The sequence below is a fragment of the Rhizobium sp. LjRoot98 genome, from assembly GCF_964252935.1.
GTDB lineage: Bacteria > Pseudomonadota > Alphaproteobacteria > Rhizobiales > Rhizobiaceae > Pararhizobium.
Genome location: NZ_CAXUPW020000021.1, coordinates 12,388 through 36,042, shown reverse-complemented (window position 1 = coordinate 36,042; position 23,655 = coordinate 12,388). Strand labels below are relative to the sequence as shown.

General features: G+C 58.4%; 20 protein-coding genes. 16 read left to right on the top strand and 4 right to left on the bottom strand.

Annotated elements, in window-relative coordinates; genetic code table 11:
* Positions 1-2: 2 nt before the first annotated feature.
* The gene (locus ACSQ3J_RS29750; RefSeq protein ID WP_060510402.1) at positions 3-980 is read right to left on the bottom strand and encodes an AAA family ATPase; all 978 of its coding nucleotides are present in this window, start codon (positions 978-980) and stop codon (positions 3-5) included.
* A 78-nt stretch (positions 981-1,058) separates the two neighbouring features.
* On the bottom strand, positions 1,059-2,669 hold the full coding sequence (locus ACSQ3J_RS29745) for an arylsulfatase (RefSeq protein ID WP_060510400.1): 1,611 nt from the start codon (positions 2,667-2,669) through the stop codon (positions 1,059-1,061).
* A gap of 612 nt (positions 2,670-3,281) precedes the next feature.
* Between ACSQ3J_RS29745 and ACSQ3J_RS29740 the strand changes: the two genes are divergently transcribed.
* The 9 genes from ACSQ3J_RS29740 to ACSQ3J_RS29700 all read left to right on the top strand — a co-directional run bounded on the left by ACSQ3J_RS29740 (position 3,282) and on the right by ACSQ3J_RS29700 (position 12,677).
* Complete coding sequence (locus tag ACSQ3J_RS29740; protein WP_436040960.1) at positions 3,282-4,055, top strand: SDR family NAD(P)-dependent oxidoreductase; 774 nt, start codon at positions 3,282-3,284, stop codon at positions 4,053-4,055.
* Between the two features lie 40 nt (positions 4,056-4,095).
* Positions 4,096-5,145 (top strand): ABC transporter ATP-binding protein, encoded by a 1,050-nt coding sequence (locus tag ACSQ3J_RS29735; protein ID WP_436040959.1) that lies wholly within the window; start codon positions 4,096-4,098, stop codon positions 5,143-5,145.
* A 34-nt stretch (positions 5,146-5,179) separates the two neighbouring features.
* On the top strand, positions 5,180-6,295 hold the full coding sequence (locus ACSQ3J_RS29730; protein WP_436040958.1) for an ABC transporter substrate-binding protein: 1,116 nt from the start codon (positions 5,180-5,182) through the stop codon (positions 6,293-6,295).
* Between the two features lie 158 nt (positions 6,296-6,453).
* Positions 6,454-7,398, top strand: a complete 945-nt coding sequence (locus tag ACSQ3J_RS29725; protein WP_436040957.1) for an ABC transporter permease — start codon at positions 6,454-6,456, stop codon at positions 7,396-7,398.
* On the top strand, positions 7,395-8,195 hold the full coding sequence (locus ACSQ3J_RS29720; protein ID WP_436040956.1) for an ABC transporter permease: 801 nt from the start codon (positions 7,395-7,397) through the stop codon (positions 8,193-8,195). Before ACSQ3J_RS29725 ends, ACSQ3J_RS29720 begins: the two co-directional genes overlap by 4 nt.
* A 43-nt stretch (positions 8,196-8,238) precedes the next feature.
* On the top strand, positions 8,239-9,555 hold the full coding sequence (hisD, locus tag ACSQ3J_RS29715; RefSeq protein WP_436040955.1) for a histidinol dehydrogenase: 1,317 nt from the start codon (positions 8,239-8,241) through the stop codon (positions 9,553-9,555).
* Positions 9,556-9,557: 2 nt separating this feature from the next.
* Positions 9,558-10,586, top strand: coding sequence for a zinc-dependent alcohol dehydrogenase (locus ACSQ3J_RS29710; RefSeq protein WP_436040968.1), 1,029 nt, complete (start codon positions 9,558-9,560; stop codon positions 10,584-10,586).
* Positions 10,583-11,347 (top strand): histidine utilization repressor, encoded by a 765-nt coding sequence (hutC, locus tag ACSQ3J_RS29705; RefSeq protein WP_436040954.1) that lies wholly within the window; start codon positions 10,583-10,585, stop codon positions 11,345-11,347. Before ACSQ3J_RS29710 ends, hutC begins: the two co-directional genes overlap by 4 nt.
* 22 nt (positions 11,348-11,369) lie before the next feature.
* On the top strand, positions 11,370-12,677 hold the full coding sequence (locus ACSQ3J_RS29700; RefSeq protein ID WP_436040953.1) for a hypothetical protein: 1,308 nt from the start codon (positions 11,370-11,372) through the stop codon (positions 12,675-12,677).
* Between the two features lie 186 nt (positions 12,678-12,863).
* Here the strand turns inward: ACSQ3J_RS29700 and ACSQ3J_RS29695 are convergent, their stop codons facing one another.
* Positions 12,864-13,169 carry a hypothetical protein gene (locus ACSQ3J_RS29695; RefSeq protein ID WP_436040952.1) on the bottom strand — a complete coding sequence of 102 codons (306 nt, stop codon included), beginning with the start codon at positions 13,167-13,169 and terminating at the stop codon, positions 12,864-12,866.
* A 341-nt stretch (positions 13,170-13,510) separates the two neighbouring features.
* Between ACSQ3J_RS29695 and ACSQ3J_RS29690 the strand changes: the two genes are divergently transcribed.
* The 7 genes from ACSQ3J_RS29690 (at position 13,511) to ACSQ3J_RS29660 (ending at position 22,338) form a co-directional block, all read left to right on the top strand.
* Positions 13,511-13,858: a DUF3302 domain-containing protein gene (locus ACSQ3J_RS29690; protein ID WP_436040967.1), complete on the top strand. Its 348-nt coding sequence runs from the start codon at positions 13,511-13,513 to the stop codon at positions 13,856-13,858.
* Positions 13,858-15,015: an HlyD family secretion protein gene (locus ACSQ3J_RS29685; protein ID WP_060510376.1), complete on the top strand. Its 1,158-nt coding sequence runs from the start codon at positions 13,858-13,860 to the stop codon at positions 15,013-15,015. The genes ACSQ3J_RS29690 and ACSQ3J_RS29685 overlap by 1 nt, the downstream gene beginning before the upstream one ends.
* 96 nt (positions 15,016-15,111) lie before the next feature.
* Positions 15,112-16,839 carry a SulP family inorganic anion transporter gene (locus tag ACSQ3J_RS29680; protein ID WP_436040951.1) on the top strand — a complete coding sequence of 576 codons (1,728 nt, stop codon included), beginning with the start codon at positions 15,112-15,114 and terminating at the stop codon, positions 16,837-16,839.
* 17 nt (positions 16,840-16,856) lie between these two features.
* Complete coding sequence (gene ppk2 / locus ACSQ3J_RS29675) at positions 16,857-17,684, top strand: polyphosphate kinase 2 (protein WP_436040950.1); 828 nt, start codon at positions 16,857-16,859, stop codon at positions 17,682-17,684.
* 255 nt (positions 17,685-17,939) lie between these two features.
* Positions 17,940-19,391: a DUF3300 domain-containing protein gene (locus ACSQ3J_RS29670; RefSeq protein ID WP_436040949.1), complete on the top strand. Its 1,452-nt coding sequence runs from the start codon at positions 17,940-17,942 to the stop codon at positions 19,389-19,391.
* A 27-nt stretch (positions 19,392-19,418) separates the two neighbouring features.
* Positions 19,419-20,381 (top strand): DUF2950 domain-containing protein, encoded by a 963-nt coding sequence (locus ACSQ3J_RS29665; RefSeq protein WP_436040948.1) that lies wholly within the window; start codon positions 19,419-19,421, stop codon positions 20,379-20,381.
* 118 nt (positions 20,382-20,499) lie between these two features.
* Positions 20,500-22,338 carry a hypothetical protein gene (locus ACSQ3J_RS29660; protein ID WP_436040947.1) on the top strand — a complete coding sequence of 613 codons (1,839 nt, stop codon included), beginning with the start codon at positions 20,500-20,502 and terminating at the stop codon, positions 22,336-22,338.
* A 168-nt stretch (positions 22,339-22,506) separates the two neighbouring features.
* On the opposite strand, the gene ACSQ3J_RS29655 is transcribed toward ACSQ3J_RS29660, so the two are convergent.
* Positions 22,507-23,619, bottom strand: coding sequence for an AI-2E family transporter (locus ACSQ3J_RS29655; protein WP_060503231.1), 1,113 nt, complete (start codon positions 23,617-23,619; stop codon positions 22,507-22,509).
* Positions 23,620-23,655 lie beyond the last annotated feature (36 nt).

Sequence of the window (23,655 nt, the reverse complement as noted above, 5' to 3'; positions counted from 1 at the left end):
CCTTACGATACCGCGACGAGTTCGACGATGCGGTCGATGACCGTGTTGGGTGTCGTATCCGAAGCGTGCGCCTCATAAGACAGGATGAGTCTGTGGCGGAAGACATCGTGCACGACGGCTTTGACATCATCCGGGGTGACATAATCACGGCCTTTAAACCAGGCGTAAGAGCGCGATACCTTGTCGAGACCGATGACGCCGCGGGGGCTGACGCCGACTTGGAGAAGCTTGGCAAGATCCTTGTCGTAGCGCTCCGGATAGCGTGTCGCAAAGACCAGAGCGACGATGTATTTCTCGACAGGTTCCGACACGGTGACCGCGCCGATTTCCTTGCGCGCATCGAAGACTGCCTGCGGATCCAACCGTTCGGCTGCCGTTGACTTGGCTTTTTGCCCGTCAGCGCTCTCTTCGCTGCGCACCAGCCGCATGATGGCGGCCTCGGAGGTTTCGTCGGGATAGCCGACCTCGACATGCATCAGGAAACGGTCGAGCTGGGCTTCCGGCAGCGGATAGGTGCCTTCCTGCTCGATCGGGTTTTGGGTGGCCATCACCATGAACAGTTCCGGCAATGGATAGCTCTTGCCGCCGACCGTGACCTGCCGCTCTTCCATTGCTTCGAGAAGCGCCGACTGTACCTTGGCGGGTGCGCGATTGATTTCATCGGCGAGGATCAGGTTGGCGAAAATCGGCCCCTGCTGGAACTTGAACTCGCCCTTGCCGCCCTCGCTGAAATAGACTTCCGAGCCGGTGATATCGGCCGGAAGCAGGTCGGGGGTGAACTGAACGCGCGACAGTTCCGCATTCAGGTTCTTTGCGAGACTCTTGATTGCCCTGGTCTTTGCCAAACCGGGAAGACCTTCGACCAAGAGGTGGCCATTGGCAAGCAGGCCGAGCAAAAGGCGTTCGACCATTTCATCCTGGCCGATAATGGATTGGCCGATCCTCTTGCCAAGCGCCAGGATATCGTCGCGTGCTGTCATGCCGAACTCCGTTTGTTTGAACCGGACGCACGGGGGAACGTGCGTCCGCAGGTCATTCTTTCGCAACGGTGGCAGGGCCTACTTCTCGATGCCGCGATCCTTGAAGGACTGGTCGATCGCCTTGTTCACCTGTTCGCGTACGCCTTCGATGTTGAAGCTGGCGACGCGCTGGCTCGGCGGGTACTTGACGAAGGTCTCGAGGAAGGCGGCACCCTGGAGTTGGCCCTTCACGAGTAGGAAGTCGTTGCGCACCAGCCAGTCATTGTACTGGTCGGAGACTGTATCAGCCCGCTCATAAGGGTCCATGCGCAAATTGAACAGCTTGGGAAGACGAAGGGTGACCAAGGGGTCCTGCCAAACGCCGAACCCGCCAGGTGTGCGTTGTTCGTGGAAGACGACTTTCCAGTCATCAAACCTGGTTGCGACGAGATTGCCGTCATCATCAAAATAGTAGAACTGGTTGCGCGCGCTCTTGTCGGTTTTACCGGTGATGTAGTCGAGCTGGTTGTAGCCATCGAGGTGATTCTTGAAGCTCGCGTCGCTTCCTTCAGGCTTCCAGCCTGTCAGAAGGCGATTTTTCACATCAGGATCGCCAGCGGCGGCAAGCAGGGTCGGAAACCAGTCGAGACCGGAAACCATACCGTTGGAGACCTGGCCGGGTTTGACATGGCCGGGCCAGCGAACCATCGCCGGAACGCGGAACGCACCTTCCCAGTTGGTGTCCTTTTCAGAGCGGAACGGGGTTGTTGCAGCATCCGGCCAGGAGAACTGGTTGGGGCCGTTGTCGGTCGCGTAGACGACGATCGTGTTGTCGGCGATACCGAGCTCATCGAGCTTGTTCAGAAGTTTGCCGACGTCCTGGTCGTGCTCCCACATGCCGTCGCCATACTCGTTGCCCGTCATCCCGCTCTTGCCCCTGTATTCGGGGCGAACATGGGTGAACAGGTGCATACGGGTCGTATTCATCCAGGTGAAGAAGGGCTTCTTGGCCTTTGCCTGGCGGTCGATGAAGTCGAGAGCGGCGGCCGTCGTCTCGTCGTCGATCGTTTCCATGCGCTTTATCGTCAGCGGGCCGGTGTCTTCGACCTTGCCGTCTGCGGACGCCTTGATCACGCCGCGCGGATTGTATGCCTTGAGAAACTCGGCATCGTCCTTCGGCCAGTTCGCGGCTTCCGGCTCTTCCTCGGCGTTCAGGTGGTAGAGGTTGCCGAAGAACTCGTCGAAGCCGTGCTTGGTGGGAAGATATTCATCCCGGTCGCCGAGATGGTTTTTGCCAAATTGCCCGGTCGCATAGCCGAGCGGCTTCAGCGCCTGGGCAATCGTAATGTCGCCATCCTGCAAGCCAACTGTCACGCCGGGAGCGCCGACCTTGCAAAGACCCGTCCTGAGGCAGACTTGGCCCGTAATGAATGTGGAACGACCCGCGGTGCAGCTGTTTTCGGCATAATAATCCGTGAACTTCATGCCTTCGTTGGCGATGCGGTCAATGTTCGGCGTCGTGTATCCGATAACGCCGTCGGAATAGGCGCTGATGTTGGTCTGGCCGATATCGTCGCCGAAGATCACGAGAATGTTCGGCGGGGCTGCGTCCTGCGCCAATGCTGGCGAGGCGGCAAACGGCACAGCCGTCAGCGTCAGCGCGACTGCGGCGGTGGCGCTCAGCAGGCGGCGCGAAAAGGTAGTACTCATGTCGGCTTTCTCCTCATGCAGCGGGTAAAGTCATTGCACATTCCGCTCTCCTTTTGGTCGGACGGGCCGGAATCTGCCCCGACGTGGACGTCGCTTTGACTTCGGGAGTTTGCCGGAAAACCGCGTAGGCGGAAGTACGTTACGGTAACAAGCTGGAAATCCGGATGTAACAAGCCCGCGGAATTGTGTGTTTGCGCCAATCGGGGCGCCAGACATGCATCGTCCTGGCATGTGTCCCCGATGCCAGCACAACGCGTGTTTTTTCGCAGGGTTAGCGGGCCATCGCCGCGTCGCTGAACGCTTCGCCTGCCGCATATCTGCGTGCTGTAATAAAAAACTGGTGGCAACAGCCAGGGCGGAATGTCTGAAATGCCTGTAAAGTCCCTGAGGGGTGCGGGCTTGCAGATGGCGTTGGGGAGGCGTAACCGCGCGCGGCAGGCAGTTTCGGCAGCATGTCCATAAGATGACGTATCGCTCAATTAATTCAAAATTGACTGCTTTTTGCCCACTCGTTGGATGAGCTTATTATTTGTACATATATGTATAGACAACCTTCAAAAAAGGTGATGCTATGAGGGGGTAGAGACAACAATTGGACCCGTGGCACGCCCGATGAATGTACCGGCACTCTTCGATCTGACTGGGCGAAAAGCACTTGTGACGGGTGCAAGCCGTGGTCTCGGGCAGGCAATAGCCCAAGCGCTCGCATCTGCCGGCGCGGATGTCGCAGTCACGGCGCGGGACGTCAAGGGGCTCGAGGAGACAAGAGCGCGTATCAGCACTATGGGGAAGCGCTCTTTTGCCTACGCACACGACGTCCGCGATGTCGATTCCTGCTCCTCTGTCATCGATGCTGCCGCGCACGCGTTGGGCGGGCTTGATATCCTCATCAACAATGCCGGTTATGAAGAAATCCGTCCGGCGCTCGACGTTGACGAGGCATTGTGGGAGCGGATTGTTTCGACCAATCTAAAGGGTGCATTCTTTTGCGCGCAGGCAGCAGCGCGCAACATGGTCGCGCTCGGGCGAAGGGGCGCTATCGTCAATCTCTGCTCGCTGACCTCCTATGTGGGTGTCCCCACAGCAGCGCCTTACGGCTCGTCCAAGGCCGGCCTGATGGGCATGACCCATGCGCTGGCCGCCGAATGGGCGCAGCAGGGCATACGCGTCAACGCCATCGCCCCCGGCTATTTTCGCACCGCGATGACCGATGTCTTTTATCAGGACGGAGCGTGGCAGGATGCGATGCTGGAAAAGATCCCGCAGCGCCGTTTCGGCGAGATGGAAGACGTGGCGGGCGCGGTCGTCTTTCTTGCGAGCGATGCGTCGCGCTATGTGACGGGGCACTGCATACCGGTCGACGGCGGCTATCTTGCCTCGATCTGACATTTTACATGCGGCTGGAGCGCCGCTGAGGGAAAGCATAATGCCGGCTGTACTCAACGGATCGTCGATCAAAGCCAAATCGGAGGAGGCCGGTGTTGCCGTATCCGTCAGGGCGGTGAACATGGTCTATGACGGGGTCCATGCCGTCCGGTCGGCGTCGTTCGATCTGGAGGCGGGTAAGTTCCTGACGATTCTGGGGCCTTCCGGCTCAGGAAAGACCACGCTGCTGCGATTGATCGCGGGTTTCCAGCGTCCGACAAGCGGCGAAATCTTCATTAACGGCGCAGCCGTCAGCGCTGTGCCGCCGCATCGGCGATCAATCGGCATGGTATTCCAGAAGCTCGCCTTGTTTCCGCATATGACTGCAGCGGAAAATGTCGCCTTTCCTCTGAAAATGCGGCGCAGTGATGCGCGGGACATCCCCGCACGGGTCGAACGCTACCTGGATATGGTGCGTCTTGGCGGCTATGGCGCGCGCCGGGTGCACGAACTGTCGGGCGGCCAGCAGCAGCGTGTCGCGATTGCCCGCGCATTGGTGTTCGAACCGGACCTGCTTTTGCTCGATGAACCGCTTGCAGCTCTCGACCGCAAATTGCGTGAGGAAATGCAACTTGAGTTCCGCCGCATCCAGCGCGAGCTCGGCGTGACCACGATCAACGTGACACACGACCAGCGGGAGGCCTTGGTCGTGTCCGACGAGATCATCGTCATGGACGGTGGGGAAATCCAGCAGAAGGCGCGGCCGGCCGAGACCTATCGGAGCCCCTCGAACGCTTTTGTTGCCAACTTCATCGGCGTTACGAATTTTCTCGATGCACAGGGCGGCGAGCGCCGGGCAATCCGGGCGGAAAAAATCCGCATCGCTGCCATCCGCGACGGGTTGGCCGGGACCGACACGATTGTCGAAGGGGTGGTCGTGGACGCCATTTTCGAGGGCGAGAGGGTCGTCTACGAAGTCCGGGTCGCATCGCTTGGCGATGCGCTGCTTCGGGTTTTCGATCACGATCCGTCTGCGCATAGCCAGCTGGAAGCCGGATCTGCCGTTTATCTCGGCTGGACCGCCGGCGATGTCCTGGAATTCAAACCGTAAGCCGGAAAAACCGGTCAACCAGAGGAGAATGATTATGAGGGAAGATAAGCTGACATCCTTGATGCTTCGCCGCCGCCGGTTCCTGCAAGGCGCAGCCACAATCGGCGGCGTTGCGGGCCTGTCGTCGCTGGGCTTGTCCAGCGCTTTTGCGCAGGAGCCAGAAAAACCGAAGGAGTTGATCGTTCGCGCCTGGGGCGGGAGCTGGGTGGACGCGCTGAAGGCCGGCGTTTCCGATAGCTTTACCGCCAAGACCGGCATCGCAGTCCGCCACGATCTGACGGAAGACAACGAAATCCAGCCAAAGGTTTGGGCAGCCGTAGCCCAAGGCCGCGTGCCACCGATCCACATCAACTGGGACACGACCACCAACGCCACGAAATCGGCGCTGCGCGGCGTTACCGAGGATCTGTCGGATCTTTCCAACCTGAAGAATACGACCGATCTTGCTAAGCCGGTGGGCCTCGACGGTTATCCGATCGTCAACACCTACGGTTATGTCTATGTCCTTGCCTACCGTCCGGATGCCTTTCCCAACGGTGCGCCGAAGTCCTGGAAAGACTTGCTTGATCCCAAGTACAAGGGCCGCATCGCACTCTACAATGACGGCATCGGCTTCCATTTCCCCGCGCAGGTCGCCGGCGGCGGTAAGCTTGAGGATATTCCGGCCAACATGCAGCCAGCGTGGGATTTCGTCGCCAAGATGAAGGAACAGCAGCCGCTGCTCGGTGAAGACCCGGATTTTACCACGTGGTTCCAGAAGGGCGAGATCGACGCTGCCTGCACGATTTCCACCAATGCGCGCGAAGCCAAGAAAAACGGCATCGATATCAAGTGGATCGTGCCGGAAGAAGGGGCCAAGTTCGATACGGATGGCCTCTGGATCCCGAAGGGTCTGCCGGCAAACGAGCTTTACTGGGCGAAGGAGTATATCAACCACTCGCTGACGGTCGAGGCCCAGCAGATCTGGCTTGACGGGCTCGGTCTGCCGGGCGTTGTGCCGGGCGTCAAGCCGCCCGCCGATCTCGTCGACGATCCCTCCTATCCCACCACTGAAGACGCTTTCAAACACCTGATCCGCATCTCCTCCAAGGTGCAGGTGGAAAACGAAAGCGAGTGGTTCTCGAAGTTCAAGGCCATCATGCAGGGTTGAGCCCTCGGATGCCCTAATATTTCCCTCTCCCCGGTGGGGAGAGGGAGCGAGCGTGTCTGCCTCCCGGTCCTTCTCCCTGTTTACGCAGGAAAGGTGGCCAACAGACCAGATGAGGGAGCGCTCCCGAGCACGGACCCAGGTACCGAACAAGGACTGACATGCGAGCGGCGAAATCTGCCTATCCCCTGACCTGGCGCATCATGGATGCACTGGAAGCCTTCGCGGCCTTCGTCTGGCCCGCGCGCTTAGGCCGTGCAATACCGTGGCTGATGCTCGCACCTGCACTGCTGCTTGTCGGTCTTCTGGTGCTGGGTCTCTGGCAGATCGGCGATGCCAGCCTGCGGACATTGGATACGAGCACGTTCCTGATGTCGGAAACCTATACGCTTGCGAACTACCGGCGGGCCTTCACCGAAAGCCTGTTTGCGGTCGTTGCCTGGCGCAGCCTGGCGGGATCGCTGATGGTCACGGCCGCTACCCTCATTCTCGCCTTTCCCTATGCCTATGTGATGGTGCGCACGTCCTCTCCGGTCATCCGCAAGCTATTGCTGATCGCGCTGTTTCTGCCCTTCTTCATCGGCCAGGTTGTGCGGGCCTATGGCTGGCTGATCATTCTGGGCAATCAGGGCATGGTCAATGAGGCCCTTAGTCTTGTCGGCATCGCGCCGATCCGCCTTCTTTACAACTACTGGGCCGTGCTTTTCGGCCTTGTTCAGTACATGCTGCCCTTCGCCGTCTTGATGCTGGCTCCGGCGCTTACCGCCATTCCGGAAGAGCTGGAAGCCGCTGCTGGCTCCCTTGGGGCCGACTGGATCCGTACCTTCCGCCACGTGGTGCTGCCGCTTGCCAGACCGGGGCTGGTTGGTGCCGGACTGGTGGTGCTGACATTATCGCTCACCGATTTCGCGATGCCCGCGATCCTTGGCGGCGGCAGCCAGGATTTTATCGCCAACGCCATCTACGACCAGTTCTTCCGCACGTCGGATCAGGGACTGGGTTCTACGCTGGCGCTCCTGCTCGTCGCTACCGGTTCCTTGCTGGTGGGGCTGGTCTTCACTCTGTTCGGTGCCGGCACGCTGGCCATGGGGAGGGCGCGCCAATGACCGCTCCCTTGAGCAAAACCATCGTTCTCTGGATTTTCGTCGTCGCGGTACTCGTTCTTCTGTCGGCACCGACAATCGTGATCCTTGGCGCATCGTTCACGTCCGGAAACATCATCACCTTTCCGCCAGAGGGCTTTTCCCTCAAATGGTATGAGAAGATCGCCACCTCGCGGGATCTGTGGGATGCTTTCCTGCGTTCCCTTTATGTGTCGGCAATCTGCACGGTCGTCGCCATCCCGGTGGGGACGCTGGCTGGTATCGCGCTTGCAAAATACGCAATCCGTTTTGAAAAGTCGGTGCAAATCTATCTTCTGCTGCCGTTCACCATCCCGCTCATCGGTTCTGGCATCGGATTGATGCTGATCTTCGGTGAGGCGAGGCTTCTGGGCCAGCTCTGGCCAGTCGGGCTTGCTTGCTGCGTCATCAACCTCCCGTTCATGATCTGGGCCGTAACCGCAAGCGCCTCCAGCCTTGATCCCGACCTTGAGCTCGCCGCCGCCAGTTGCGGTGCGCCACCGCTCTCCACTTTCTTTCACGTAACTCTGCCCGCTGTCATGCCCGGGGTCATCAGCGGGTCGCTGCTGATGTTCATTCTGGCGCTGAATGAGTTCCTGGTGAGCCTGCTTTTGACGGATGCGCGTATCGTCACCTTGCCCGTCCAGATCTACAATTCCATCCGTTCCATCATCACGCCGGATCTTGCGGCGATCTCGGTGGTCTTCATCGCCTGTGCGGCGCTGGCGATCGTTCTGCTTGATCGTCTCGTCGGTCTTGAAATCTTCCTCAAATCCAAATGACGCAGAAGCCGGCGGGTGCGCCGGCGAAACGGGAAAAACAGCCATGTCAGATGTTTCCTTTCACGATCTTTCCGCATTGGATGCGCCGAGCCGCGCAGCGCTCTTGCGCCGCTCGGAGACCGACCTCTCCGGCTTCATGGAAACGGTGAAGCCGATCATCGAAGCGGTTCGCGTCGAGGGCGACGCAGCCCTGGTGCGCTATGCGCGCGATCTGGACAAGGCGGACCTGGACGAGAGCCGGCTCAAGGCGACGGAAGCCGAATTCGACGCCGCTTTCGATCTGGTGGAAGAGGATGTCATTGCGGCCATCCGGTTCGGCATTGACAATATCCGGCGCTTTCACGAGGTGCAGAAACCGGAACCGATGTGGCTGAAGGAAATGCGTCCCGGCGCCTATGCCGGCGATCGCTTCACCCCGATCCGGTCCGTTGCGCTCTACGTTCCACGCGGCAAGGGCGCATTCCCTTCGGTGACCATGATGACGGCCGTTCCCGCCGTCGTCGCCGGTGTGCCGGAGATTGCCATTGTCACGCCGCCGGCGCCGGATGGGTCCGTGGATGCCGCGACGTTGGTTGCAGCGCGTCTCGCCGGTGTCTCCAACGTCTACAAGGTTGGCGGTGCACAGGCTGTGGCGGCTGTCGCCTATGGTACGCAGACCATCAAACCGGCGCTGAAGATCGTTGGGCCGGGAAGCCCTTTCGTTGTCGCGGCCAAGCGGCTTCTGTCCGGCGTCATTGATCCCGGCCTGCCTGCCGGTCCGTCCGAAGCCGTCATCTTTGCCGACGATACGGTGAAGGGCGGCCTTGCGGCGCTCGACCTTCTGGTCGAAGCCGAGCACGGTCCGGATTCATCAGCCTATCTCGTCACCCATAGCCGCCGGGTTGCAGAAGAAGCTCTCGCAGCCTTGCCCGATCACTGGGCCCGCATGACCGAACAGCGGGTGGCGTTCTCGAAGGCGGTGCTCACCGGCCGCTGCGGCGGCATCGTGCTCACGTCCTCCCTTGAAGAAAGCTATCGCTTCATCAACGACTATGCGCCGGAACATCTGGAAATCCTGTCGGCCGATCCCTTCGCCCATCTTGGCCATATCACGGAAGCCGCGGAAATCCTGATGGGACCGCATACGCCGGTCTCGATCGGCAATTTCGGTCTCGGGCCCAACGCCGTTCTGCCGACAAGTCGCTGGGCACGTACCTATGGGCCGTTATCGGTGGCCGATTTCGTCAAACGCTCGTCGATCGGTTATGTCACCGCATCGGCCTATCCGGAATTTGCAAAACACGCCCGTACCTTGGCCCGCTACGAGGGTTTTTCCTCGCACGAGCATGCAGTCTCTGATGTTCGCAAGGACTATCTGTGAAGATGAAAGCGGCAAGGCTGTACGCTGCAGGCGATATGCGGGTCGAGGATATCGAAATCCCCGGCACCCTTGCGCCCGGCTGGGTCCGTGTTGCTGTTAGCGCCGCTGGCATCTGCGGCTCCGATCTTCACAATTTTCGCACGGGACAGTGGATCACGCGGTCGCCTTCGGTTGCAGGCCACGAGTTTGCCGGCGTGGTTACGGAGGTCGGAGCTGGCGTTCGTGAGTTCAGCGCTGGCGATACCGTCGTTGCCGATTCCCGGTTCTGGTGCGGCGAATGCTCTGCCTGCCGAAGCGGCCGGCAGAACATCTGCGATCATCTCGGCTTCGTTGGAGAAATCTGCGACGGTGGCTTCGCGGAGCAAGTGGCATTGCCGGCGCGGTTGCTGGTGAAACATGATCCGGCCCTCGATCCCGCCATTGCGGCCATGGCCGAGCCGCTGGCTGTCGCCCTGCATGCGGTGCGCCGGCACGCGGTTCCGGCGGGCGAGCCAGTTCTCGTTATCGGCTGCGGCCCGATCGGAGGCCTTGCCGCTCTTCTGCTGTCGCGCCTTCATGATGGCCCGATCCTTGTTTGTGACCGCAACCCGGATCGCGCAGAGCTGGTTGCGCGGGTGGCCGCGGCCGCAAGTGTCACTCTCGACACAGAATCTCTCCGCGACGCGCTTTCTGGACGGGTGATACGCTACGCGCTCGATGCGACGGGCCATATCGATGTCCTGAGGCAGGTTATCGCCCTTCTTGGTGGCGGCGGTTCACTGACGTTGGTCGGCATCACGCACGGCCGCATCGAGCTTGACCCGAACTTGCTCGTCGAGCGCGAAATAGCACTCGTCGGCTGTCACGCCTTTACCAGCGAGTTGCCGGAATCGGTCGCCATGCTTCCTGGACTGTCGGCCGCCCTTGCCGAGTTGATCGATCGGGAAATCGCGGTGGATGCCATACCGCAGGCCTATGAACGCCTTCTCAACGGGGACGCAACGGGTCTCAAAACGATCGTTCGGTTTACCCAAGACGAGTACCGCCCGTGAGCCAATCCCCCGACGCAAAGCCGGCTGCGACGAAGCCACTGACGGACAATGCGAGCCCGCTCTACGAGAAGGTCAAGGACTATGTCCTTGCGCATATCGGCAGCGGCGAATGGGACAAGAACCGCAAGCTGCCATCCGAGCATGATCTGGTGGCGGCACTCGGCGTTTCGCGCATGACCATTCATAGGGCACTGCGCGAGTTGACATCCGAGGGCTATCTTCTGCGCATCCAGGGGGTAGGAACATTCGTCGCGCCACCCAAACCGCAGTCGACCTTGATCGAGGTCGCCAACATCGCCAACGAGATCAGCGGGCGTGGCGGAGAACATCGGGCCGAGGTCATTCTTCTCGAGACTATAAGGCCGGAAATCGAACTCCTAGCAGCCTTCGAAGCCGGTAGGCAGATTCGCGTTTCCCATTCGATTGTCGTCCATTTCGACAGCGGCATCCCTGTCCAGGTGGAGGAGCGCTTCGTCAATTCCGAACTCGTGCCGGACTACGAGCAGCAAGACTTCGCCGTCATGACCACTTACGACTATCTCCAGCGTTCGACGCCGATGACCGAAGTGGAACATGTCATTTCCGCCATCGGTGCGGATGCGGGAACCGCACGGCTGCTAAAGCTGGAAGAGGGGGCTCCCTGCCTGCTTCTTCACCGCCGCACCTGGTCCGGCACAAAAGTCGCGACGGTTAATCGGCTCACCTACGCCGGGGACCGGTATTCCCTTGGCAGCCGCTATGCGCCGTCATCGTTGAAGTAACGTCAGAGACTGGAAGATGAAGATGACCGAAAGCAACAGCAGGACAGCGGATATCCGCCGGATGGCGCGAACCGATGAGCCGGCGGCAACAGCACTTCTGGCCGGCCTGCTTCTGGATTTGTTTTCACTGAAGGCGGAGCAGGTCTGCATCAATCACGACCAGTATAGCCTGAATTCGCTGAACGGCTTTTTCGACGCTGGCGGCCAGTCCTTCTTCTTCAAATTTCATCAGGAGGACGGTGAAGAGGCGATGTCCGGCGAATATTATCGCGCCGACATTCTTGCGCGTGCCGGGCTTCCTGTTGATCAGCCGCTCTATATGTCGGTTCTGCCGGGCGAACAAATCCTCATTTACCGCCGGCGCAGCGACCCGCGCTTTTCCGATGTGCTGCGGGCGCTGGACCTTCAGCCGGATCCGGCGGCGGAATCGAAAGCCGTCGCTGCAGAACAGGTTCTTTCTGCCCGGGTGCTTTCCGTCTATCTCGAAACCCTGCATGAGGTAACGCCGCAGGAGGTGGCGGCCGAGCCGATTCATAGACTGTTCTACGACAGGCTCACCGATCCGCAATCCGGCGCCATTCCGGGCGGGCGCTACAAAAGTTTCTATGTCGGCCAACAGTTTCTTCTTCCAGGCGTGGATCTTGACTGGGAAACTTTTTCGAAAGCCCGGATCGTCATCAATGGCAAGCGCTATCGTTACAGCTTCGGAGAACTCTTCGACCTTGCGAGCGTCCGCTTGAGACCTGACCAGCTTGCTGACGCGGGTGGCGTTGTCGCGCATGGCGATGCGCACAATGCGAATGTCTGGTACACGGAGGCGGATGGCCGGGCGGAACTATCCTATTTCGATCCGGCCTTTGCTGGACAGAACGTGCCGGCGCTTCTGGCTGAAGTAAAGACGACCTTCCATAATATTTTCGCACATCCGTTGTGGCTCTACGATCCAGCTGAAGCCGAAAAACGATATTCGGGAGTTGCACGCTACGAAGCTGGAACACTTTTCCTGGAAACCGACTGGGATTTGAGCGCGGTGCGACGCAAGTTGCTGGACGTGAAAGCCGACAATATGTGGCGGCCTCTTTTGAGCGCGCTGGATGCCCGGGGCCTGCTTCCGCACGATTGGCGCCGCGTCGTCCGGCTTGCACTTTTCCTGTGCCCGACGCTTGTGATGAACATCAGGGCCGGGGCATCGACCCACAACCCGACCTCTTCACTGACAGCAATCGCAGTGGCCGTCATGGTTGGGAGCGAACCGGAGACAGGGACCGACACGATGTCACGGTTTCTGGATCGTATTGATCCCGCTTTCGATTGTGTTTCTGAAAACTGATCAAAGCCGGGCCAGGTGGAATGGGCGCGATGGCCGGACGCACAATAGCCCAGAGCGTGCCTTCAAACCTGGCAAGTGAATCTTTCGAACAAGCCTGCCGGTACGCTGCTATCATTGAGGCCGCTTTGCTACGTGGATCGCGACGCCGAAAGCAGGGGCGGTGCACAGGGCGACCCGGCTATTCTGCTATTGCCCACGATTAATGTACTGTGCAATTGAAATGACTTTTACTTGGCTCAAAGTGCGCTCGATCTCGACGGCCAGGCCATCGACAAGCTCGGTGAATTCGCGCCGGCGCTCATCGCGGATCTCGCTAGGCATTTTGTCGACCGAAAGAAGTGCCTGCTCAACGCAAGCGAGGTCATCGCACATTGCGCGAAAACTCTCGTTTCGTTGGATCAACGTACGCATCTGAGCCGCATGCGTTGGAAATCGCCGGAGCGCCGCAGCCAGCCCCTCATCTTCCAACTCGAAGCCAGTCCGCTCCGTCATGGCCAAATCTCCAGTCAGGCGATGCGTCTCGTCGTAATAAGCTGCGAGGATATAATGATGCGGGTCATATTTGAGGTAACATACTTGAGATTACACGCGTGCTAACACCGTGGCCTACGCCTGCAAGGCCAATACCGCCGCATGACCGGCAGGCAAGGCGCGAGTTCCTGGCGGATTGTCGGACCGTATACAAGCTCGACCGATAGAGGCTACGTGATGCTACAGGCTGCTCCTTCGAAAACGGCCTAAGATAATGGTGATCATTGTTGGCAGCCTGCTTGGTAAAGCGCCGGGAAATTGGTAAAAATTGGAAAATTTGTGCTGCTGCGGGAGGGGTGAACGTGTTCTTAGACTACTTTGCTTTGGGTGTCCTTTTCTTCATGGTGCTCACGTTGTTTTATGGTGTCATAGCCATTCACGACATCCCTCATCTTCTGGCAAAGGCGCGGAACCACCCGCATCAGGATGCCATCCATGTGGCTGGGTGGGTCAGTCTTTTCACGCTGCACGCAATCTGGCCGTTTCTGTTCATCTGGGCGACGATTTACCGTGAGGACCGAGGCTGGGGCATCCAGCCGAGCGGCAAGCTTCAGGCGGAAGTCGAGGCCAATGCTGAGGTTGCGGTATTGCAGGCGCGTGTTCTCGAACTGGAGCAACAACTGAAACAAGAGCCGAGGGAGGCTGTCTGATGGATCTGCTCCTCATCCTCACGTACACCGCCCTCTGCATCGCAGTATTCAAGATCTTCCGCATTCCAGTTAATCAATGGAGTGTTTCAACAGCCGTTCTGGGTGGCATCTTTCTGATCGGATCGTTGATCCTGCTGATGAGCTACAATCACCCATATTCCGGTGATGGACGTATCTACTTCACGTCTGCTCCGGTTATTCCTGCTGTGGGTGGCCTTGTCGTAGAGGTGCCGGTTCAGGCCAATACGCCCTTGAAAAAGGGCGACATCCTGTTTCGTATCGACCCACGTCCCTATCAATATGCTGTCGACCAGAAAAAAGCGGCGCTTGCTGAAGCCAAGCAAGCCGTACTTCAGCTCAAGGCATCGCTGGATGCTGCGACCGCAATTGTCGAGGGTGCCAGATCCACGCGCGATCGCTCGAAACAAAGCTATGAACGCTACCTTGATATCTACGAAAAATCGAAGGCGCGCGGTGGTGGCACAGCAGTCTCTGAACTCGACGTCGAAAATCGGCGTGGTCTTTATATGACCGAGGTCGCAGCTGTCGCCACAGCGGAAGCCCAGGCTAGCCAGGCACGGTTGGCCTACGAATCCGAGATTAACGGCGTGAACCCGGCCGTTGCCCGCTTGCAGGCAGAGCTTCTCAACGCGGAGTTCGATCTTGATCAAACGACGGTCCGCGCGCCCGGCGACGGCTACGTTACTCAGGTTTTTCTTCGTCCGGGCATGATGGCAAATCCACTGCCGTTGCGGCCGGTTATGGTTTTCATCGATAGCGAGGACCGGATGTTGGCTGCGGCTTTCGTCCAGAATTCGTTGCAGCGGGTGATCGTTGGCGATGAAGCCGAGGTGTCATTCAAAGCGGTGCCCGGCAAGATCTTCAAGGCAAAAGTCGGCGCCATCATTGATGTAATGGCCCAAGGGCAGCTCCAGCCCACCGGCGCTCTGATCGATCCACAATCGCCCGAGCGCTCGCAGGCGGGGCAAACGCTCGCTCGAATCGATATTCTCGAAGACACAAGCGCCTACCAGCTTCCGGGCGGTGTGGTCGCGGATGTCGCTGTTTACACCCATCATTGGCATCACGTTGCCATCCTTCGCAAAGTCCTCCTGCGCATGAGCGCCTGGATGAACTATGTGTTCCTCGAGCACTGACATGGGGGGCGGTTCATCAAGCCCCGCGTGTTCTGTCACGGGTTCGCTCAGCAAAGCGAGCCCGCGGCGGGCTTCGGGTATTGGTTGGATACCGAAATGAACAACGTTTCTGGCTTGCCACTCTTCAGAGGGTTCGCCGGTTACAGGCCTGAATGGGTCCGCAACGACATTTCGGCCGGGCTTTCGATCGCAGCCGTCGGGTTGCCGAGTTCGATTGCCTACCCTGCCATTGCAGGCTTGCCGCCAGAGACTGGGATTTATGCCAGTATCGTGGCAGCGATTGCCTATGCGATTTTTGGCGCTTCCCGCCGGCTGACCGTCGGTCCTGATGCCGCGTCCATGACCGTGATTGCTGCTGCCATCACCACGATCATTGCTGGCATGCCCGCTGAGGACCCGGCAGACCGGGTGACGATTGCCGGGCTCCTTGCCGTTGGCGTAGGATGCATCTGCATCGCAGCCAGTCTGCTGCGGTTAGGCGTCCTTGCTACTTTCCTGTCACGGCCCATCCTTGTCGGCTTCTTCGCTGGCATATCTGTCTCGATCCTCATCGGCCAACTTGGCCGCATGACCGGCGTAAAGATCGAGTCTGACGGATTGTTCACGCCGCTGATGGAATTCGCAAGCAAGGTGGGCTTGATCCACTGGCCGACAATCGCATTGACGGCTTTCATGTTCATCGTGCTGATTGCCGCAAAGGCTGTTCGATCTCCGGTGCCCGGTCCAGTCATTGTTGTTGTTCTCGCTGTGGTCCTGTCCTCGCTATTGGATTTCCAGTCCATGGGCATTGCCGTTGTTGGTGAAATCCCGCACGGCATCCCGAGTTTCAGCATGCCGGCTTTTTCAGGCGTGCCGCTCGACAGCCTGATCTTCGGATCGGCGGCTATATTTCTGGTGAGTTTTGGCTCTGGCATCGTTACGGCGCGTAGCTTCGGCGTGCGCACCGGCGATCCGGTCGATGCCAACCGCGAGCTTGTTGGCCTGGGCAGCGCCCAAGTGGCGTCGGGGCTTTTCGGTGCCTTTCCCATCAGTTTTTCGGATTCCCGGACAGCGATAAATCTGTCGATCGGTGGGCAGTCGCAGTTTGCGAGCCTCGTGTCTGCGGCATCCCTGATGGCGGCGCTGCTTTTCCTGAACGACGCGTTGCGCATCCTGCCGGTCGCGGCATTGGCGGCGATCCTCGTTTCCGCCGCCTTCAGTTTGATCGACGTCGGCGAGTTGCGCGCGATCTGGCGCATTAATCCCATGGAATTTGCTTTCGCCTTGATCTCTATGTGGGGCGCAATCAGCTTCGGCGTTCTCAACGGTGTTGTTATCGCCATTGCGGCAACGCTGGTTTACCTGCTGCGCGGCATGATGTTTCCGCGTGATGCCTTTCTAGGACGGATCGAAGGGCGTGACGGCTTCTACAAGCTGCATCATGTTGCCGAGGCAAAGGCGGTGCCTGGTGTCGTGGTTTGGATCCTTCAAGGCAGCCTTCTGTTTTTTAGCGCGGACTATGTGCGGGAGCGGCTGCGGGAAATTACCAGTGTGTTGCCTGCCGATACCCGCTGGTTCGTTATCGACGCGGGTGCGATCGCCCAGATGGACAGCACCGCCGCTGCGATGCTGGAAGAGGTTCGCGTCGAATTCGAAGAGCGGGGTATTCAGTTGTGTTTGGCTGAATTGCACGCGGAAGCACGATCGCTGCTCGAAAGAGCTGGGCTGATCGAACGCATCGGGGCAGCGCATATCTATGAGGACCTGGATGACGCCCTCCAGGCTTTCCACACTTTGGGCGCCGGGAAGTCAGAGCAGTTTAACGCAATCGACGGAAAGTCCTAAACCGGGGAGAAGTTGCAATGGCTAAAAAACAGAAGGGCACGCGCGAATCCACACCGTCCGAAGATAATGGCGGCAACACTGTCCGCGATTACGATGAGCAGATGGAGAAACTCGTTATCGAGCTGGCTCATTTGCAGGCGTGGGTAAAAAAGGCAGGCGCGCGTATCGTCATCATCTTCGAAGGACGCGATGCCGCCGGCAAGGGCGGCATCATCAAGCGTATTACCGAGCGTGTCAGCCCGCGTGTCTTTCGTGTCGTGGCGCTACCGGCGCCAAGCGATCGCGAAAAGACCCAAATGTATATGCAGCGCTACATTGCCGCCTTGCCAGCCGGCGGTGAGGTCGTGATTTTCGATCGCAGCTGGTACAATCGGGCGGGTGTAGATCGTGTCATGGGGTTTTGCAGCGAAAAAAAGGCGCGCCGTTTTCTGGAACTTGCGCCACGTTTTGAGGCAGCGATCGTCGAAAGCGGCACCATCCTTCTCAAGTATTTCCTGACCGTGAGCGAGGATGAACAAGAACGCCGCTTTCGTCGCCGTATCGACGATCCGGTACGCCAATGGAAGCTGAGCCCCATGGACGTTGTATCCTACCAGAAGTGGTGGGAGTATTCCCGCGCCTATGATGACATGTTGCGGATGACCGACAGCGAGCATGCGCCATGGTGGATCGTGCCCTCTGACGACAAGAAACGCGCGCGCATCAACTGCATATCGCACATCCTCCAGTCCATTCCCTACGAACGCATCAAATTCGAACCGCCGGAACTGGGGAAACGGCAAAAGCGGCCGAGTGACTACATCGAGGATACAGGTTTGCGCCGGACTGTGCCCGACGTGGCGTGAACCCGGTTGCCGCATCGTCGCCATCGTCGGCGGCGGCCACATGATTGATGGCGTTACGCACGCGAAGTTACATGTATCTACAGGTGGAATACTACCGCTTGCTGCAATGGAGGAGCAGGATCGAATGGGGGCCTGTTGGCCTGATTGCCGCTTCCTGGTCGCTGGCGCCAATGCCGGCCCGGTATCTTGCCGTCGTTCAGTACTCTTCCACAGATGCGCTGCTTCGACGTTGCCGCGAACGTGAGGATTCAAGTGATGAAATTCAGCGGACTGTCGATCGATCTTCGCTCTCTGGCTGCCACGTTTCTGGCAGCGGCGATTGGCTTCGGAGTTTGTGCATCTAACCCCGCCTTGGCGCAACAGCCTGCTTCTGCGGCGGCGGCAAATGACAACCAGGCTGATGAGACACCAGACCTGCTCTCAGAAGATGAACTCGAGGTGCTGGTGGCGCGTATCGCGCTCTATCCGGATGAACTCGTGGCGCTGATCTCCTCGGCATCGCTTTATCCGTTGCAGATCATCGAGGCGCAGCGCTTCCTTGAACAAAAGAAGAAAGACAAGGACGCAAAACCCAAGGACAGCTGGGACGACAGTATCATCTCGGTGCTCAATTATCCCGAGATCGTCTCGATGATGAGCGACGACCTCGACTGGACGCAAGCGCTCGGTAGTGCCCTTGCCTACCAGCAGAAGGATGTGTTGATAGCCATCCAGAACCTCCGCGACAAGGCCGTGGCCAATGGCGTCATCAAGACGGATGAGAAAGTGAAGGTCGAGACCCAGGGCGACAATGTCGTCATTCAGGCGGCGAACCCGGAAAAGATCTACGTTCCGAAATACGAACCGGAAATGCTCTATGAGCCAGGTTACGTGCAAGCGCCGATTACATATTATGATGAGCCCTATCCGAGCTACTATTATCCCTCGGCGCCGTATTTCGCAGCCGCCATCACCGGCGCTGCGATCTGGGCGTCCGTGATCGACTGGGACGATTGGGGAGTTTGGGGCGGCCGCTGGAATGGCGATGTCGATATCGACTGCAACAAGTGCTTCAACAACATCGATATCGACCGCGACAAGTTCAAGATGGGCGACGTCGACTGGAAAAATATCGACCGTTCGAAGATCAAGTTCGACAGGAACCAGATCGCCAATATCGACCGCAGCAAGTTCAAGAACGACTTCAAGGCGAACCGCAGCAACAATATCGCCAATCGCGCCAGGGATTCTCGCGCCGCCGGCGGGGATCGCATGGCCAACAGACCGAAGGTGACGGTCGACGACGTTCGAAAGAGCAAGGTCGATGCCAACCGCCAACGCGCTGACCGCGACCGGACTGCGAGAGCCAACGGCAACGCCGGCAACAAGGCCGGCCAAGCAGCTGCGGCCCGAAACAACAGCGGTAAGGCAGCCGCGAACCGACCCGCAGCGAACAACAAAAAGGTGTCCAACAAGCAGAGCAACGCCAACCGCAAGGTCAACAAACCGAAGCCGGGGGGGCAGGTCAACAGGAAGTCTAGCAATCGCTCGGCTGTTGGAAACGTCAGCAATAAACGTCAGACGCAGATGTCATCGCACCGTGGCCGCCAATCGATGAGCGGCGGCGGATACCGCCGACCTCAGTCGATGGGGGGACATCGCGGGGGCGGCGGGCGGCAGATTCACCGTGGTGGCGGTGGTGGACGTGGTGGCGGACGGGGCCGGTAACACAGCGATGCTGAGGAGATGACGACGATGAGACTAGCGCGTGAAGGACTGACGCTCATCACTTTCGGGGCGATTTTTCTCAATGGAACATTGTTGACAGCCCCTGTCATGGCGGCGGATCAGGATAACGACCCGCCGCTCGAAGAATATATGGCAGCGCAGAAATCAACTGGTTTTGACACGCCGGAGCAGGCCGTCGAGGCTTTCAAGTCGACCGTTAATGGCGGCGACTTCAACAAGCTGGCGCAGCTCCTGGGACTGGATGCCGCAAAAGCCAAATCCAGTGATGGCGCGAGCGACAACTACGCTGCAATTCAATCCGGTTTGAAGGAAAAACTCGTCGTCGAGGATCAGGACGGTGGCAAGATCCTGGAAATCGGAAACCAGCTTTGGCCTTTGCCTTTCCCCCTGGTGAAGACGCAGGAGGGAAAGTGGGCGTTCGACACCTATGCCGGACTTGAGGAGATCGCAAACCGCCGCGTTGGCGAGAACGAAATTTCAACCCTTGAGACAATGCGGGCCTATGTCGATGCTCAGGAAGACTACGCTTCGGAAGATCGCGATGGTGACGGCGTGCTCGAGTATGCGCAAAAGCTGATCAGCAGTGATGGACAGCATGACGGGCTTTACTGGCCTTCCGAGCAGGGGGATGGAGAGGAAAGTCCCGCCGGCCCAGCTCTCGTCGATGGCAATGCTCTTGAAAAGGCCAAGGCGGGGCTTGGCTACAACGGTTACCGATACCGGATACTCACCGGGCAGGGAGAGAATGTTGCGGGTGGAAAATTCGATTATATCATCAACGGCAACATGATTGCGGGTTTCGGATTGGTCGCGTGGCCGGTGAAATATGGGATTACCGGTGTCAAAACGTTCGTCGTTAACAAAAGCGGCATAGTTTACGAAGCGGACCTGGGAGATCAAACCGCTAGTGTCGCTGAAAAAATCCGGGCGTTTAACCCCGGAGACACCTGGGACGTCGTCAACGAGTAACAGACGGAAAATTGTAATATAATTCTCGTTGCCTACCTGCTTCTTGTTGCGTAAAGTTCTTTAGCTTTACCTAGCCGTGTTAAAATGTTCATTGAACGGGCGTTTGAGTAGGGGGCAGATGATGAGTTTTTCACTTCCGGGAACGCTTCCGGAGGACGCTTTTGTTCCTCCATTGGACCGCGAAATACGAGATCAACTTGAAAAGATTCGCGCCAGTCCGGCGTTCGATGCCCCTGACCGCGCTCAAAAATTTTTGTGCTACGTGGTCGAGGAAGCTTTGCAGGGGCGTGCAGACCGGATCAAGGCCTACTCAATTGCGCTCGAGGTCTTTGGCCGAAATGCATCCTTCGATGCCCAAAACGACCCCGTCGTTCGCATTGAAGCTGGCCGCGTGCGGCGTGCGCTCGAACATTATTATCTGCTCGCCGGTCAGAGAGATGCCGTTCTCATCACGATACCGAAAGGCGGATATGTTCCAGCATTTACGCGTTTCAATGAGACGGCACCAAATGCCGAGAGGCCGCCTCAGCAAAACCAAACTCCCACGCTCAAGACCAGTAGTGGTGTGCTGAGTCTCCTGTCCGCTGTGGTGGTGCTCCTTGTAGCGGGCGTCTGGTTATTTGATAAATCAGGGGTTCAGCTGTTCCAAACGACAAAATCGAGCGGTGGGGCTGATACCGTTCCGAAAATCCCAAGGGTTGTTGTTGCTCCATTCGAGGACATCACAGGGATGCCAAGCTCGGCCACTCTCGCGCGGGGTCTCACAGATGAGGTGACCTCCCAGATGGCCCGCTTCAAGGAAATCGTGGTCATTGCGGGGAAATCACCGACTTCTTCGCCTGAAGGTTTACCCACCAGTTCCGATCTGCCGGTCTATGGCCTGGAAGGCAGGGTCAGGTTGGATCAGGATCGGCTGCGCCTGTCTGCACGCCTGGTAAATCAGGCCGATGGCGCAATTGTCTGGACGAAGGCCTATAATGCACAACTTGGTCAGCGCGAGCTTTTTGACATCGAAACAACGATAGCGAGCGAAATAGCGACTTCGCTTGCGCAACCGTACGGAGTTATCTTTCAGGCGAATGCGTCAGAGGTCACTCAGACTTCATCGAAGGACTCCAAGGCTTTCGCGTGTACCTTGTCATACTATGGCTACCGTGCAGCCTTGAACCGGCAGACACACGCTTCAGTTCAAAATTGCCTTAAGGAGGTTGTTGCTGAATTTCCCAACTATGCGACAGCATGGGCATTGTTATCGTTCACCTACCTCGACGAATTGCGCTTCCGCTATCGGCTTAAATCGCCCAGCCCGCCGCCCATAGACCTCGCCGTTGAGGCTGCTGAAAGGGCAGTTGAGCTTGATCCCGCCAATGTACGGGCGCTTGAGGCCGAGATGCTTGCACGTTTCTTCAGTGGCGATGTCAATAATGCGCTGATTATTGGTGAGCGGGCATTCTCCATCAATCCCAACGATACCGAGTTTGCGGGCGAATACGGTTTCCGCCTCGCTCTGTCGGGCCAATGGGACCGTGGCTGCGAGTTGGTCTCCAAGAGTGTCAAACGCAATCCTGGCCCTGTAGAGTATTTTCAGTCGGCCATGGCTGTCTGCTCCTATATGCAGCAAGACTATCCCGGTGCGGAGAACTGGGCCCGGGCTTCAAATCTCCGCGACAATCCGATCTACCACCTCATATTGCTCGCCATTTATGGGCAGATGGGAGAGCTGGCACGGGCACAGGGAGAACGGGAGTGGCTCGCACGCAACGCGCCTGAATTCCTCGAGGATCCGCGCAAAGAGGTGGCCACACGTATCCTGCGCGCCGAGGATCAACAGCATTTTATAGATGGTTTGCGAAAGGCGGGCCTCGATATATCCCTGCATAACGCAACAGGGGTTGGCAAAGAGGTTGCGCAAACCCGCGTATCCCAGAACAAGGAACTGTCCCAACCCCAAGAGTGAAAAGACGCAAGCCGCCGGAGTCTGAAATATCGAGAATGCTGTGCGCTGAACACATCGGCTGCCTGTGAGGAAGCCTGTCCCCATGTTTCACCACGCGAAGACTGTCCAACCTGGCGAAAACGGCGTTATTGGGTGAGCTATTTCAAACCGCTCTACTGAAAATATGGATCAGGAGGACGACGTCGGCTGATGGGGTAACGCATGGCCGCGCACCCATGCGACCAGAAGATCATAGAAAACGCTGAGGACGATCGGGCCAAGAAAAAGGCCTATCAAACCGTAGGCGAGCGTGCCTCCGATCACGCCCATGAAGATCACCAGCATGGGGGTGGAGAGTCCCCGGGAGACGAGCAGAGGCTTCATGATGTTGTCGATGATGGCGACCGGGACCAGCAGTAAAGTGAGAGACAAGGCATAGGTAAAGTCTTGCGTTGTCCAACTCCAGATGACGACGGGGAGCAGCACCAGCGCAGGCCCGATCTGGATAATGCAGAGGATTAGGATCACGAAGGTCAGGCCTCCGGATGCCGGGACGGCGAAAAAGCGTAGCACCAGCCCTGCTAAAAACGTCTGCAGGACGGCAACGCCGATAACGCCGCTGGCAACGTTTCTTATGGTGGCACCAGCAAGGCGAACGAAGCCTAGGCCTCTTTCACCTGCGATGCGCTCGGCGAACCGGTCGCCACCAGATGCAAGCTTTGACCCATGGCCGAAGCAGAAGCCCGCAATGATGATTGAGGTCATGAAGCTGAGCAGACCCAGGCCGATGACGGCGCTTTTGCCAAGGATGAATTTCCCGGCCTGGATAAGCGCCGGCTGCAAATGATCGAGTGTTCCCGCAAGATTTGAGGCGGCAAGCACCCAGGCTGAGAAAATTCGCTCGCCAACGAGCGGCCAGTCGCGCACGAATTGAGGGGGCGCGGGAAAATGCAGCGATCCTGTCGAGAGCTTGACGATCAGCCACTGTATGGCTTCCACGAAATTCAAGGCAATGGCGGTGAGCGGGCCGATGATGATACCGAGGCAGAGAATGGTGATCAAGAATGCCGCGATGCGGCGATGGCCGCCCAGCAATGCTTGTAAGCGTTCGTAGAGCGGATAAAGAGCTACGGTGAGGATGGCTGCCCAGATTACGATCAGTATGAAGGGAGCGACGAGCGTATAGGACAAGTAGGCGAACAGGACGACCACGCCCAGGCGGACGAAATCGGTGATGCGTGTTTCAATGCTGGGACGTCCGCTGATGTCCAGCTCGGCGGACGGCGTCTGCCTGTCGTCCATGGGCAACTCTTTCGGTGAAAACCGCGTCGATTTGGA